This window comes from Sorangium sp. So ce834, assembly GCF_051521425.1.
GTDB classification, from domain to species: Bacteria; Myxococcota_A; Polyangia; order Polyangiales; family Polyangiaceae; genus Sorangium; species Sorangium cellulosum_D.
Map to the genome: position 1 here is coordinate 12,278,128 of NZ_CP150351.1, position 13,494 is coordinate 12,291,621.

At 73.0% G+C, this 13,494-nt stretch carries 11 protein-coding genes; 8 read left to right on the forward strand and 3 right to left on the reverse strand.

Annotated features, from left to right (window positions below):
- Positions 1-22: 22 nt before the first annotated feature.
- The 5 genes from WMF20_RS45235 to WMF20_RS45255 all read left to right on the forward strand — a co-directional run bounded on the left by WMF20_RS45235 (position 23) and on the right by WMF20_RS45255 (position 5,146).
- Positions 23-640, forward strand: coding sequence for an AgmX/PglI C-terminal domain-containing protein (locus WMF20_RS45235; protein ID WP_129580049.1), 618 nt, complete (start codon positions 23-25; stop codon positions 638-640).
- Positions 641-650: 10 nt separating this feature from the next.
- Entirely contained in the window at positions 651-1,076 is a 426-nt protein-coding gene (locus WMF20_RS45240) for a hypothetical protein (protein ID WP_437607967.1), read from the forward strand.
- Between the two features lie 21 nt (positions 1,077-1,097).
- Positions 1,098-2,015, forward strand: coding sequence for a tRNA pseudouridine(38-40) synthase TruA (gene truA, locus WMF20_RS45245; protein ID WP_437607968.1), 918 nt, complete (start codon positions 1,098-1,100; stop codon positions 2,013-2,015).
- 361 nt (positions 2,016-2,376) lie between these two features.
- The gene (locus WMF20_RS45250) at positions 2,377-3,861 is read left to right on the forward strand and encodes a trypsin-like peptidase domain-containing protein (RefSeq protein ID WP_437607969.1); all 1,485 of its coding nucleotides are present in this window, start codon (positions 2,377-2,379) and stop codon (positions 3,859-3,861) included.
- A 79-nt stretch (positions 3,862-3,940) separates the two neighbouring features.
- The gene (locus WMF20_RS45255) at positions 3,941-5,146 is read left to right on the forward strand and encodes an exo-beta-N-acetylmuramidase NamZ family protein (RefSeq protein WP_437607970.1); all 1,206 of its coding nucleotides are present in this window, start codon (positions 3,941-3,943) and stop codon (positions 5,144-5,146) included.
- A 16-nt stretch (positions 5,147-5,162) separates the two neighbouring features.
- Here the strand turns inward: WMF20_RS45255 and WMF20_RS45260 are convergent, their stop codons facing one another.
- Positions 5,163-5,549 (reverse strand): SPW repeat protein, encoded by a 387-nt coding sequence (locus WMF20_RS45260; RefSeq protein ID WP_129580053.1) that lies wholly within the window; start codon positions 5,547-5,549, stop codon positions 5,163-5,165.
- Positions 5,550-5,949: 400 nt separating this feature from the next.
- Here WMF20_RS45260 and WMF20_RS45265 point away from each other — a divergent pair, with 400 nt between their 5' ends.
- A complete protein-coding gene (locus WMF20_RS45265; RefSeq protein WP_437607971.1) occupies positions 5,950-7,389 on the forward strand; it encodes an FAD-binding oxidoreductase in 1,440 nt (479 codons plus the stop codon).
- Positions 7,390-7,474: 85 nt separating this feature from the next.
- On the opposite strand, the gene WMF20_RS45270 is transcribed toward WMF20_RS45265, so the two are convergent.
- Entirely contained in the window at positions 7,475-8,023 is a 549-nt protein-coding gene (locus WMF20_RS45270) for an HD domain-containing protein (protein WP_129580055.1), read from the reverse strand.
- 628 nt (positions 8,024-8,651) lie between these two features.
- On the opposite strand from WMF20_RS45270, the gene WMF20_RS45275 reads away from it, so the two are divergent.
- A complete protein-coding gene (locus WMF20_RS45275) occupies positions 8,652-10,472 on the forward strand; it encodes an OmpA family protein (protein ID WP_437607972.1) in 1,821 nt (606 codons plus the stop codon).
- Positions 10,469-12,199, forward strand: coding sequence for a DUF3344 domain-containing protein (locus WMF20_RS45280; RefSeq protein WP_437607973.1), 1,731 nt, complete (start codon positions 10,469-10,471; stop codon positions 12,197-12,199). Before WMF20_RS45275 ends, WMF20_RS45280 begins: the two co-directional genes overlap by 4 nt.
- A gap of 16 nt (positions 12,200-12,215) precedes the next feature.
- On the opposite strand, the gene WMF20_RS45285 is transcribed toward WMF20_RS45280, so the two are convergent.
- Positions 12,216-13,430, reverse strand: coding sequence for an Rpn family recombination-promoting nuclease/putative transposase (locus WMF20_RS45285; RefSeq protein WP_437607974.1), 1,215 nt, complete (start codon positions 13,428-13,430; stop codon positions 12,216-12,218).
- Between the last annotated feature and the right edge of the window lie 64 nt (positions 13,431-13,494).

Here is a 13,494-nt window from a genome sequence, read left to right on the forward strand (position 1 = left end):
CTCTCCGGGAGGACTTCTCAACGTGTCCGCATCGATGCCCCCGTCGTCCCAGCAGATCCCTGGGAAATCCGGCAATTCTGGGATCTACATCGCAGGAATGGTCGTCCTCGCCGCGCTCACGGCGGGCCTGCTCTACTGGAAGCTGCGCCCGGAGCCGGAGGCGCCGCCCGCGGAGCCCACCGCCGCTGCCCGCACCGAGACGAAGCCGGCGGAGCCGCCGCCGCTCTTCGCGCCCCCGCCGCCGCCGCCGGTCGAGGAGGTCGAGGACGCCGGGGTGGACGCTGGCAAGGTCGCGTCGGGGCAGGGCCCGGCCACGACCGGCAAGTCGCCTTGCTCCGCCAAGTGCGGCGACGGCGCCACCTCGCCCGCGCTCGACTCCGCCGTCCTCGCGCTCGCTCGCTCGGCGCAAGGTTGTTATAACCGCGCGCTGCGCACCTCGGAGGTCTCCGGCAAGCTGACGGTGAGCGTGCAGGTCGCCTCGACGGGCGCGGTGTGCGGCGCCTCGATTCTCAACGACACGGTGGGGTCGGGCGAGATCTCATCTTGCGTCCTGGGACGTTTCCGCGGCAAATCACTGCCTCCGCCGCAGAGCGGATGCGTCGTGGTGAACGTTCCGATCAACTTCACCATCAAGCAATAGGAAGCAGCCGATGCGAATGCTCCCCCTCCGGATGGCCAGCCTGCTCCTCCTCGCGCTCGCGCTGCCGAGCGCCGCGTGCCGCGTCGAGGAGGGGACCACCCCGAGCTGCAAGGACAACCTCGACCCCGAGCACGGGATCGTGACGGACCCCGACGGGTGCCATCAGCTCCCGTACTGCATTGTGCAGGGCAAGCAGGCGGCCCCCGAGGAGTGCTGCAAGAACGCGGAGGGCATGGTCAACCTGGCGTGCGCCAGGGGGTATGCGTCCCTGACCTCCTCGGCCACCACGACGTCGGCGAGCGGCTCCGGCGGCAGCGGCGGTGACGGCGGCTCGGGCGGCGACGGCGGCTCGGGCGGTGGCGGCGGCGCGGGCGCCGGGGGCTCGGGCGGCGCGGGCGCCGGGGGCTCGGGCGGCGGCGGGGGGAGCGGCGGCTAGGCCGCGCGCATCCATCGCGCCGTGGCGAGGAGCGCCGCTTCCACGCGGGGGATCCTGCTCTCGGTCGCCTACGACGGGCGCCCGTTCGCGGGCTTCGCCCGTCAGCGCGACCAGCGCACGGTCGCGGGCGAGCTGCTCGGCGCGCTGCGCGCCATCGATCCGGCCATCCGCGAGATCCGCGGCGCGAGCCGCACCGACGCGGGCGTCCACGCGCGCGACCAGCGCGTCGCCTTCGACACGGCGGCGCCGCTGCCGCCGCGCGGCTGGGTCCTCGCGACCGCGCGCCACCTGCCGGACGAGATCGTGATCCGTCGCGCCGCCGTGGTGCGCGTCGGGTACTCGCCCCGCTTCGAGAGCCTGCGCAAGCGCTACCGCTACCTGATCCTCCGCGATCTGGTCCGCGATCCGTTCCTCAGCCGGCGCGCGTGGCGGGTCGAGGGCCTCACGGACGAAGCGATCGAGCGGGCGCGCGCCGAGGCGCTCGCCGCGAAGGGCACCCACGACTTCGCCGCGTTCCGGACGAGCGCGGACGAGCGGACGACCACGGTGCGCACGCTGTACGGCATCGAGCTGTCGCTCGACCCTGCGGATCCGCGCCTCGTCCGGATCGACGTCGAGGGGAACGCGTTCCTGCACAACATGGTGCGCATCCTGGTCGGCACCTTGATGGACGTGGCGCGCGGCCACCTCGCCCCCGGCGCGATCGCCCGCGCGCTCGCGTCGCGCGACCGGCGCGACGCCGGGATCACGGCGCCGCCGGACGGGCTCTACCTGGAGCACATCCACCTGCGCGACGACGGCCAGGATCCCTGGCCCGGCGGGCCATCGGGCGGCCCCTCGACGGACGACGCCGCGCCGGAGGGCGCCCCGGCGGCGGACGATGCCTCGCCGGCGGCGGACGAGGCGGGCACGCGGCCCGAAGCGGGCGCCGGGACGTAGGACCGCGGGTCAGAACCCCTGTCAGGAATCTGCCTCGCGAGAGGAGAGAAATTCAACGCAAAGGCGCAAAGGCGCAAAGATGCATTTGTTTTTTGCGCCTTTGCGCTCTTTGCGCCTTTGCGTTGAACTCTCTCCCGGATCCCTGGTCGGACTTCTAGCGGGCGGAGCTGGGGCCTGCGCACGGCCCGCGGCGGCGCGCTGCCCGAGCGGGCGCGCCCCTGCGGCCCGATCCGCGACCCGCGCGCTTTCGCACGCCAGGAGGTTGCGTTCGCGAGCGCTTCCCGTCTTACCTCTTGCCTCGCTGCCGGGCCCCCCGCTCCGCGGACCGCGGACAGGACCTCTCCCACGCGCTGGAGGAAGCATGAACTCGCGTCGGCTGACTGCATCCCTCGCCCTGCTCGTCCCTGCCCTCTCGCTCCCGTCGCTCGCGGGCGCCCAGCCGTCCGCAGCGCCGGCGCCGGCGCCCACCCTCCGGGCGCCCTCGGCGCTGCCGAAGGCGGCGCCCTCGCCCGCGCCGTCCGGCGCCGCCGCCTCCAGCGCCGCCGCGTCCGCCGGCGCCGCCGATCTGCGCCGCCTCGGCGAGGCGTTCGCCGACGTCGCCGACAAGGTCGGCCCCGCGGTCGTCCAGATCGAGGTCGCCGTCGGCGAGGACGTCTCCTCGCCGCTGCGCTGGTTCCGCGACGGCGGCCAGCGCCGCGGGCTCGGCTCGGGCGTCATCTTCTCCCCGGACGGCGGCATCCTCACGAACAACCACGTCATCGACGGCGCCCGCGCGATCACCGTCCGGCTCCGCGACGGCCGCATGTTCGCCGGCCGCGTGGCGGGCCGCGACCCCGCGACCGATCTCGCCGTGCTCCGCATCGACGCGAAGGACCTGCCCACCGCGACGTTCGCCGACAGCGACGCCGCCCGCGTCGGCGCCTGGGTGGTCGCGATCGGCTCGCCCTTCGGCCTCGGCCACACGGTCACCACCGGCGTGCTCAGCGCCAAGGGGCGCGGCGGCGTCGGCGTGAACGACGTCGAGGACTACCTCCAGACCGACGCGAGCATCAACCCCGGCAACTCGGGCGGCCCGCTCGTCGACCTCGACGGCCGCGTGCTCGGCATCAACACGATGATCGTCAGCCGCGGGCAGGGCATCGGGCTCGCGGTGCCGGCGAACATGGCCCGGCGCGTGGCCGAGCAGCTGCTCCGGCACGGCCGCGTCGAGCGCGCCTGGATCGGCGTCGGGCTGCAGGATCTCACGCCCCAGCTCGCGGCGGTGATGCCGGACGCGCCCCGCGCCGGCGCGCTCGTCAACGCCGTCAACCCGAGCGGCCCCGCGGCCAGGTCGAACCTCCAGCCGGGCGACGTGATCACGTCGGTCGCTGCCAGGCCGGCGCGCGACGCGCAGGACGTCATCCGCGAGCTCTTCAACCACAACGTCGGCGAGACGCTCACGCTCGAGGTCGCGCGCGGCGGCCAGCGGTACCAGACCCGGGTGACGCTCGCCGCGCGGAGCGAGCCGCCGCCGCCGGCGCTGCCGGTCCAGCGCGCGCCCGCCCCGCACGCGGGCCTCGGCCTCACCCTGCGCGACGCGCCGGCCGAGCGCGGCGAGCGCGGCGAGCGCGGCGAGCGTGGCGAGCGCGGCGAGCGCGGCGAGGGCCGCTCGCTGGCGCGCGTGGCCTTCGTGGCGGACGACTCGCCCGCCGAGCGCGCGGGCCTACGTCCGGGCGACGTGATCCTGGAGGCCGACGGCCGCCGCGCGCCCACCGCCGCCGAGGTCGAGGAGGCCGCGCGCGACGGCGAGCTCCTCGTCCGGGTGCAGCGCCGGGGCGCGGCGTTCTACGCCGCCCTCAAGCGCTGACCCGCGCCGGCGCAGCGCCCCCGGAAAATCCGACGCGGACAAATGGACTGCCCGCGCTCGCCTTGGTAGTCAGGGTACCGTGCACGTCGGACTCGACCGTCTCCCGGATCTCTCGCAGCTCCAGCGCATCCGGTCGGCTCGCCTGGGGGTCCTCGCGCACCCGGCGAGCGTCGACCGCGAGCTCACCCACATCGCGTTCGTCCTCGAGCGCCTCGGCGTGCGCCCGCGCCTCTTCTTCGGCCCGGAGCACGGCTACGGCGGCGAGGCGCAGGACATGGCGGCCGTGACGAGCGCCGTCGACGCGCGCTCCGGCGCCCGCATCGTCAGCCTGTACGGCGACAGGTTCGAGGATCTCTCGCCTTCCGCCGAGGATCTCGCGGACATCGACCTGCTCGTCATCGATCTCGCCGACGTCGGCGCGCGCTACTACACGTTCGTCTGGACGGCGCTGCTCGCGCTGCGGGCGGCCCACGCGGCGGGCGTGCACGTCGTGCTGCTCGACCGGCCGAACCCCATCGGCTGCGCGCCGGAGAGCGTCGAGGGCGCGACGCAGGCGCCGGGGTTCCTCTCGTTCGTGGGCCTCGAGCCCGTGCCGATCCGCCACGCGCTCACGGTGGGCGAGCTGGTCGCGCTCTTCGCGCGGCGCGAGGGTATCCCGCTCGGCGACGTCGCCTGCGGGCTGCAGGTCGTCGCGGTCGAGGAGCACCGCCGCGAGGCGCTCGCCGCCGAGTGGGATCGCCCGTTCGTCCTGCCCTCGCCCAACATGCCGACGGCGGACACCGCGCTCGTCTACCCGGGCGGCTGCCTGATCGAGGGGACGAACCTGTCGGAGGGCCGCGGCACGACGCGCCCGTTCGAGATCGTCGGCGCGCCCTGGCTCGACGGCCGCGATCTCGCCGAGCGCCTCGCGTCCACGGGGCTGCTCGGGTTCATCGCGCGGCCGCTCACCTTCCGGCCGACCTTCCAGAAGCACGCCGGCAAGATCTGCGGCGGCGTTCAGATCCACGTCACCGACCCGCGCACCTTCCGTCCCGTCGCGACCTACCTCGCGCTCACCGCGTTTGCCCACCGGCAGCGGCCCGAGCAGTTCCGGTTCCGCACCGAGCGTTACGAGTACGTCGACACGATCCCGGCCTTCGATCTGCTCACCGGGTCGGCTGCGGCGCGCCTCGCCATCGAGGCCGGCGAGGATCCGCTGGCGATCGCGCTGGAGGCGTCGCGCCCGGATCCGGCCTGGCCCGAGGTGATGCGGGAGGCGCAGGCGGCGCTCGCCGCCGCCGGCTGAGCGGCGCCCGCGCGGCTCAGCGATCGTACCGGTCGTAGGGCTCCGGCCGGGAGAGGACGCCGGCCGTGTACCTCGTCGCGAGGACGACGAGAACGATCGCGAGCCCGGCGACCACGGAGAAGATCCGCGCCGGGCCCTCGGCGGAGAACCCGAACAGCCAGGGCGAGGCGATGAGACCGACGCCGAGGGAGGACTCCAGCGCTCCGTGCACCGGAAACGGGATCTTCCTGGCTGCGCCGAGCGGCTGATCGGACAGCAGCGTCACGACGAGGTGCGTCAGGGCGGTGACATAAGAGACCGCCGTCGGCACCGGCCCGAAGCGGAGCGCGAGCGGCGCGAGCGCGAGCAGGACGACGATCGCGTAGTCGACGTACCCATGGAGTCGGGGAGACAGCAGCTTCATCGGTCCCTCCTTGGAGGAGCTCCCCGCACGGCGGTGCATCGCATGTGCCGGAGAGCGGCTGTCAGCGCGCGCGCAGCCGGCGGCGCGGCGCCGCGCGCCCCGGAGAGCGGGGCGGTTATTCCTCGTCCGGGACGGGCGCGAGGGTGCTTGTCGTGCTCACGGGAAGGGAGCGCGGGGTGCGCGCGCGCTCGATCCAGCACAGGGCGGGGGCCGGCACAGGGCGGGGGCCGGCACAGGGCGGGGGTGGGGCCGGCGGCGCTTGACGCGACCCCGGAGGGGCGCAGGTTCCGTGCATGCAGGCCGGATCTCGCGTCGTTCGGCGGGCCGCGCGCGGGGCAGCGCGCGCGGCTCCCGCGCCGCGCAACCCGACCTCTGGCTGCGCGCGGGCGAAGCGCCGGTCATGAGCTCGGCGCCGCGGCTCACCGGTCGCGTCGTCCTCCCCGGAGATCCCGGCTACGACGACGCGCGCGAGGTGCACAACGCGCGCTTCTCGCGATCTCCTCGCGCCATCGTGTTTTGCCAGGACGCGCAGGACGTCGTGAATGCCATTCGGTGGGCGACCGCGCGAGGCGCGGAGATCCGGGCGAGGAGCGGGCGGCATAGCTATGAGGGGTTCTCCGTGGTCGACGACGGGCTCGTCATCGACGTGAGCGACCTCCGGAGCGTCCGCGTCGACCGCGAGCGCGGGATCGCCGTCGTCGGCGCAGGCGCGGATCTCATCACCGTCTACGACGCGCTCTGGCAGGTCGGCGTCACCCTCCCTGCGGGCTCGTGCCCCACGGTCGGCATCGCGGGGCTCACGCTGGGCGGCGGGTTCGGCCTGCTCTCCCGCGCCCTCGGCCTCACCTGCGACAGCCTCCTCGCCGTCGAGATGATCACCGCGGGCGGCGAGGTGGTCCGGGCCGACGCGGAGGAGAACCCGGAGCTCCTCTGGGCCTGCCAGGGCGGCGGGGGCGGCAACTTCGGTATCGTCACCTCCTTCACGTTCAAGACACACCCGATCTCCGACGTCTCGATCTTCAGGATCTCCTGGCCGTGGGCCGACCTCGCGCGGGTGCTCGAAGCGTGGCAGACGTTCGCCCCGCACGCCGACGAGCGACTGACGTGCATCCTCAAGCTCGCGGCGGCGGCTTCGGGCGAGATCTCGTGCGTGGGCCAGCTCCTCGGGCGGGGCGAGGAGCTGCGCCGGCTGATCCAGCCGCTGTTCTCCTCCACGCGCGGGGCCGAGCCCTCCAGCGCGTCGATCGAGACCATGCCTTACCTCAATGCGGTGGGCCGGCTCGGGGGGCTCGGCGGCGATCCCGAGCGATGGACGGTGCACCCGCACCAGCAGCAGGCGAGCTACAAGAACACGTCGGCCTATGCGTACGAGCGCTTCGGGGCCGAGGCCATCGCGACCCTCGCCGCCGGGCTGTCGCGCGCGCCGAACCCGAGCTGCCTTGTCCAGCTCGACGGTTATGGCGGCGCCGTCGGCCGGGTCGCGCCCGACGCCACGGCGTTCCCGCACCGGCGCGCGCTGTGGAGCCTGCAATACCAGGCCTGCTGGACCGCGGCCGCGGAAGAAGCGGAGTGCGTCGCGTGGGTCGAGCGCCTCCGCCGCGCGATGCTCCCCTACGTGCGTGGCGCCTACATCAACTACGTCGACGCGGAGGTCGAGGGCTGGCTCACGGCCTACTACGGCCCGAACGCCGCGCGGCTCGCGGCCGTCAAGGCGCGGTGGGACCCGCGCGAGGTGCTCCGCTTCGCCCGGTCGATCCCGCCCGCTCCGCCGGAGGCGGCGGAGGTGCCCGCAGGCGGCGCGGCCCAGGGCGGCGCGCCGGACGAGCGCGCCGCGCCGTGATCGCGCCGCTCGAAGAGCAGGGTTCGCCTGGATCGCCGCGGCGGGCCGGGCGCGGCGGCCCGCGCGCGCCTGGCGGTCCGCGGGTTCAGCCCGTCGACAGGAGCTCGTCGAGCACGGCGCCGTATTCGTCGAGGAGCGGGTGCGGCGGCAGCGCTCGGCACATCGCGCGCAGCTCTTCGAACCTGGCGACCTGCACCTCCCTGCCGCGCTTGAACATCGACCACGGATCGCCGTGCTCGCGCGAGCAGACGATGATGGACTGGAAGTTGTCTATCTTGTCGGCCAGCGTGATCGCCTGCGCTTCCCAGGGCTTCCTGGGGAACGCCTCGAGATAGAGGCGCTTCCTGTCCTCCCAGGGCAGCGACCGGTCCTGCTCGGTCACGTGGCGGACGAGCGTGGCGACGCGCTCGCCGAAGTGCTGGAGCAGCTCGTCGAACGTGACGCCCTGGTCCTCCATGGCGTCGTGCAGCGCGCCGGCCGCGACCACCTCGTCGTCGAAGCCGTGGCGCGCGAGCAGGACCGCGACGCCGGCGAGGTGGCTGATGTAGGGGACGTCGGCGTTCGGATACTTGCGCTTCTGTGCTCGGTGCCAGACCGCCGCCTGGTCGAGCGCGCGCTTGAGGAGGGTGCCCATCGCGGTGTCCCGCCAACCATAGCCGCTCGTCGCCCGGAGCGCAGGCGCCCGAACGTGAGCCCGCCCCCGGCGCCGGGACCTCCGTCCCGAAGAGACCGCGCGCCGCGCGCCGCGCGTCGCCCGAAGCCCGCCCGGACGCCGCGCCGATCCGGGCGCCGCGAGCGCCTGCGCCTGCGATCGATCAGCGGACCGGCCGTCGCCGAGGGCGCCCGGCCGCGGCGAGCCGTCCGCCGCAGGCGCGCGTCGCGCGAGGGTGGCTGTCGCGCGGAGGTCCAATCGGCGCGGCGGCCTCGACGCGCCCCGGCGGAGCGCGACGTCCCCCCCGACCCCGACGCCGAGCAAATGTTCACCCCCGCATCCGGTCCGTGCTCGGCGCCTCGGGGCTCCGGCGCGGGACAAAGGCTCTTCGACCGGCGCGCGCCGCGATCGCCGCGCTGACGAAGCATGGGCCGCCGGGGCGCGGCAGCCTCTCGTTCGTTCAGAGGGTCCGGGGAGGTGTGCGCAAGTCCTACGAAGATGTAGACCACGTCGCTCGTTGCCCAAGACTGCGCAGTTGTCGGCCGGTATACTGGTCCGCGATAGCGGCTTAACCCGTCATGCGAAACCCGCCGACGCAGGGTGCCACCTGATGAGATCTCGGTCTTTCTGCTCGCTGGCCGCCGCGCTGGCCGCCCTCGCCGCCGTGCCCGCGCTCGCCCGCGCGCAGGACGCGCCCGTCAAGCCCGAAGGCATGGCCTTGAGCCGCTTCGTCCCGGCGCCGGCCGGGGACCGCATGTTCAGCGTGCCGTCGCCGTTCGCGCCGGGCCACCTGACGCCCCACGTGATGCTGATGGCCGATTACGCGAGCAATCCGCTCGTCCTGCGGCGCGAGCGCGACGGCGCGGAGATCGGCGCGGTCGTCAGCGATCAGCTCACGTTCCGGCTCAGCGCGTCGCTCCCGCTCTGGAACAAGGTGAGCTTCGACCTCGACGCGCCGCTCACCGCGCTCCAGTCGGGCGAGAACCCGAACGGCGGCGGCCGCGAGTTCGCGTCCCCGAGCGGCGCGGAGCTCGGCGACCTGCGGCTCGGCGCGCGCGTGCAGCTCTATGGCACCTACCACGACCCGCTCCAGCTCGCGGTCGGCGTGTACCTCTGGCTGCCCACCGGCGCGGCCGACTCGTTCGTGAGCGACGGGCACGTGCGCGCGATGCCGTACCTCGCCGCCGGCGGCCGCATGGATCGCCTCGTCTGGTCGAGCTCGCTGGGGACCGAGCTCCGGCGCTCCCAGTCGTTCGGCGGCGTGGCGCAGGGGACGATGCTCACCCTGGGCGGTGGCGTCGGGTTCCTCGCCGTAGACGACCGGCTCCAGGTGGGGCCGGAGCTCACCACCGCGATGGTGCTCGAGGACATCAGCAGCCGCTCGATCAACGCGGAGCTCCTCCTCGACGCCCGGTATCGATTCCTCCCCTTCCTGGAGGCGGGCGTCGGCGTCGGGCCGGGGCTCACCTCGGGGATCGGGACGCCCGACCTGCGCGTCGTCGCCATGGCCGCCTTCACGCCGGAGCAGCCGCCGGACGTGGACAGGGACGGTATCCCCGATCCGGAGGACGCCTGCCCGAAGGTGGCGGGCGAGCGCAGCGCCGATCCGCGCAAGCACGGCTGCCCGCCGCCGCCGGACCGCGACAACGACGGCATCGCCGACGGCGACGACGCGTGCCCGTTCGTCGCCGGCGTCGCGAGCGCCGATCCGCGCAAGCACGGCTGCCCGCCGCCGCCGGACCGCGACAACGACGGCATCGCCGACGGCGACGACGCGTGCCCGCTCGTCGCCGGCGTCGCGAGCGACGATCCGCGCAAGAACGGCTGCCCGCCGGACCAGGACGGGGACGGCGTGCCCGACAGCGAGGACGCCTGCCCCGAGGTCAAGGGGTTCCGCTCCAAGGACCCGGCGAAGAACGGCTGTCCGCGCGACACGGACGGCGACGCGATCCGCGACGACAAGGACGCCTGCCCGAGGGAGAAGGGCTTCGCGGATCCGGATCCCGAAAAGAACGGCTGCCCGAAGGCGGTGCGGGTGACAGACAAGAACGTCGTGATCCTCCAGCAGGTGCAGTTCGACACGGACAAGGCCACCATCAAGCCGGTGAGCGATCCGCTGCTCGACGAGGTCGCCCAGGTGCTGGAGGAGCACCCGGAGATCGTGCTCATCGAGATCCAGGGTCACACCGACGACCGGGGCACCGACGAGCACAACCGGATCTTGTCGCAGAACCGCGCCAACTCCGTCATGGCGGCGCTGGTCCGCCGCGGCATCGACTCGACGCGGCTGACGGCGCAGGGCTACGGCCGGGAACAGCCCCTCGACAACAACGCGACGGAGGCGGGGCGGCAGCGGAATCGCCGTGTCCAGTTCATCATCATCAAGAAGGCCGCGTACAAGCCGCAGGTCGAAACCGGAGAGGATCGATGAGAAAGCAGTTGGGCATCACCGGGCTCGCGTCGCTCACGCTGATAGGCCTCACGACCGCCAGCGCGACGGCCGAGCCCAAGCTGCGCGTACAGGTCGATCAGAAGGGCGATTTCGCCCTCATCGGGAGCTCGCTCGGGCAGGAGTGCCGCTCTTCGACGCCGAGGCCCAAGGAGGGCACGGTCGGCGCCTGCGGAGCGTCGACCGCCGAGTCGGGGCCCGATCTCTTCTGGCGGTCCGACTCGCCCGCGGACGGCAGAGCGGAGGCGAACCTCGACATCACCCCCGAGATGGCGCGCACGACCGCGGTGCTGACGCTGCCCGAGGGGGCGACGGTGACGCACGCGTTCCTGTACTGGGCCGCGCGCAACGGCGGCGGCGCCGATACCGAGGTGGACCTCCACCACGAGGGCGGCTTCGATGGCAAGGTCACCTCCATCGACTCGGTCGAGACGGTGGTCAACCAGGGCAAGCCCAACGAATCGCACAACTACCAGTCCGTCGCCGACATCACCTCGATCGTGAAGGAGAGCGGCGCGGGTGCTTACCGGGTGGGCGGCGTGGACGTCGTCGACGTCAGGGACCGCGACGACGACGTGGTCTTCGCGGCGTGGTGGATGGTGGTGTTCTACGAGGCGCCGAAATCGCCGATGCGCAACCTCGCGCTGTTCGACGGGCTCGACCGGGTCTCCGACGTGGGCTGGCAGCAGGTCGAGCTCTCGGGCTTCAAGGTGCCCGACGCCGGCTTCGTGGCGAAGCTGGGCATCGTCGCGTTCGAAGGCGACAACTCGAGCTCTGGCGACAGCGTGTTCTTCAATCCCAAGAACCCTGGGAAGCCCGACCTGGCCGAGGCGCTGAGCGACGCGCTCAACCCCGCGGACAACTTCTTCAACAGCACCCGATCGGCCCTCGGAGAGCCGGTGTCGGTGGAGGGCGATCTCCCGAGGATCGCGGGCACGCCTCAGAGCATGTCGGGGGTCGACATCGACATCGTGGATGTCAGCTCGAAGCTCAAGCCTGGGGACGATCGGGCGACGCTCGTCGCCACGAGCACGGACGAGCTGTACTTCCTCGCGGGCTGGGTGACGTCGATCTCCAACTTCGGCCCCGACTTCAGCAAGTCGACCAAGGTGGCGACCGACATCGGCGGGCTGCCGACGTACCGCGGCGACGCCATCGAATATCGCATCACGGCGACGAACACCGGCAACGACGACGCCGTGGGCGCGGTGCTGACCGACGCGCTGCCTCCCGGCGTGACGTTCGTCCCGGGCTCGCTCTCGATCGTCGAGGGGCCGAACGCCGGTCCTCAGACGGACACGCCGGGAGACGACCTCGGCGAGTACGATCCGCAGACGCGGACCGTCACGTTCCGGCTGGGCGAGGGGGCGGACGGCGCGAAGGGCGGCGGCATCCCTGTCGACGGGAGCGTCACGGTGCGCTTCGAGGTCACGATCGACACGGACGCGCCGAACGTCATCAAGAACCAGGCGCGGATCGCCGCGGCGGGCGCGCTCGGCGCGCCGGTGAGCTACGACCCGACGGACGGCAACGGCGCCGCCGCCGGCGCGCCGCCGACCGAGGTCGCGGTGGAGCCGGAGGATTTCTACGCCGCGGGGAGCGGCATGATCGGCCCGTGCGCGACCAGCCCGCGAGGCCGGGATGGCAGCGCCGGCTGGCTCGCGGGGCTCGCGCTGGTGGGGCTCCTCTGCAGGCGGCGCCGGGCGTAGCGCGAGGGGCGCGGCGTCAGCGCTCGGCCAGAGCGTCGTCCAGCGTGGGCGCGGTGAGCACGCGTTCGGTCCAGCCCTCGATCTGCCCTGCATCGGCGGCGCGGACGCGCGCCTCGATCGGCTCCGGCAGCTCGCCGAAGCGCAGCCGGAGCAGCTTCAGCAACGTGCTTCGCTGCCCTTCGAGGCGGCCCTCCCGCTCGCCCGCCAGCCGGCCCTCCCGCTCGCCCGCCAGCCGGCCCTCCCGCTCGCCCGCCAGCCGGCCCTCCCGCTCGCCCGCCAGCCGGCCCTCCCGCTCGCCCGCCAGCCGGCCCTCCCGGCGCCCCTCCTCGCGAAGGTAATCTGCGATGGTCACGATCTCCTCCTTGGCCTCCGGTCCCGCCGCCGTGAGCAGCCTCTGCAGCACCTTCCCGGGCTGGGCCGGGTCGATGACGGTCAAGATATACTGCCATACGCGCGCGAGCGCAGCTGCTCCGCCGGGCGCCCGACGCACCTCCTGGACCACCTCCCGCCACGCCGACAGACGTCGCACCAGCTCCTCGGGATCGCGCGCATGCCGGAAGCACCACAGCACTAGCCGCCCCAGCGCCGTCGTCGCCCGCGCTCGCAGCGCCTCGTCCGTCTCCTCGCTGATATCGTCCAGCACGAACCGGAACTGCGGCACATGCTCGGCCATCAGCGGAAGCGCTTCCGACGGCACGTCCAGCAAATCCTGGAACGAAACCGCCGCGCTCCAGCCGGTCTTGCTGTGGTGCAGCACCACCGGCAGGATCGCTGGGAGGTGCATCGCCTTCGGGTGGCGCTCCAGGTAGCCCTGCCAGATCCGCACCATGTACGCGAGCAGCCGGAACGCCATCAGCGGATGCGTCGTGCTCTGGTGCTCGAAGATCACGTAGATGAATAGCGGCGCTTGCTCCAGCCTGGCAGTGAAGAGCAGGTCGCTGTGGCTCGAGGCGAGCGCTTCGTCGATGAAGCTGCCAGGTTGCAGCGTCAGCGATCCGAAGTCGATGCGGGCGGCGAGCGCCGCCGACAGCACCTCGCGCAGCGCCCCGGCCGCGTGCTCCGGCTGGCTGAACGTGGACTTGAACAGCGCGTCATGAGGGGTGGGAGCCATCCATCCTCGCTCCATGGCGGACGTCGGTCTGGCGCCACCGAGCACCGGATCGGCGGCGCGCTGCCTTCGATGACGATTGGCTAGCAAGCCACAGGCATGTTGGCCATGAATAAAAATCAAATTTTAGACACGATTCATGAAATGACATCGATCGGTGTCGCGCAATTACGACAAGGGAATCCAT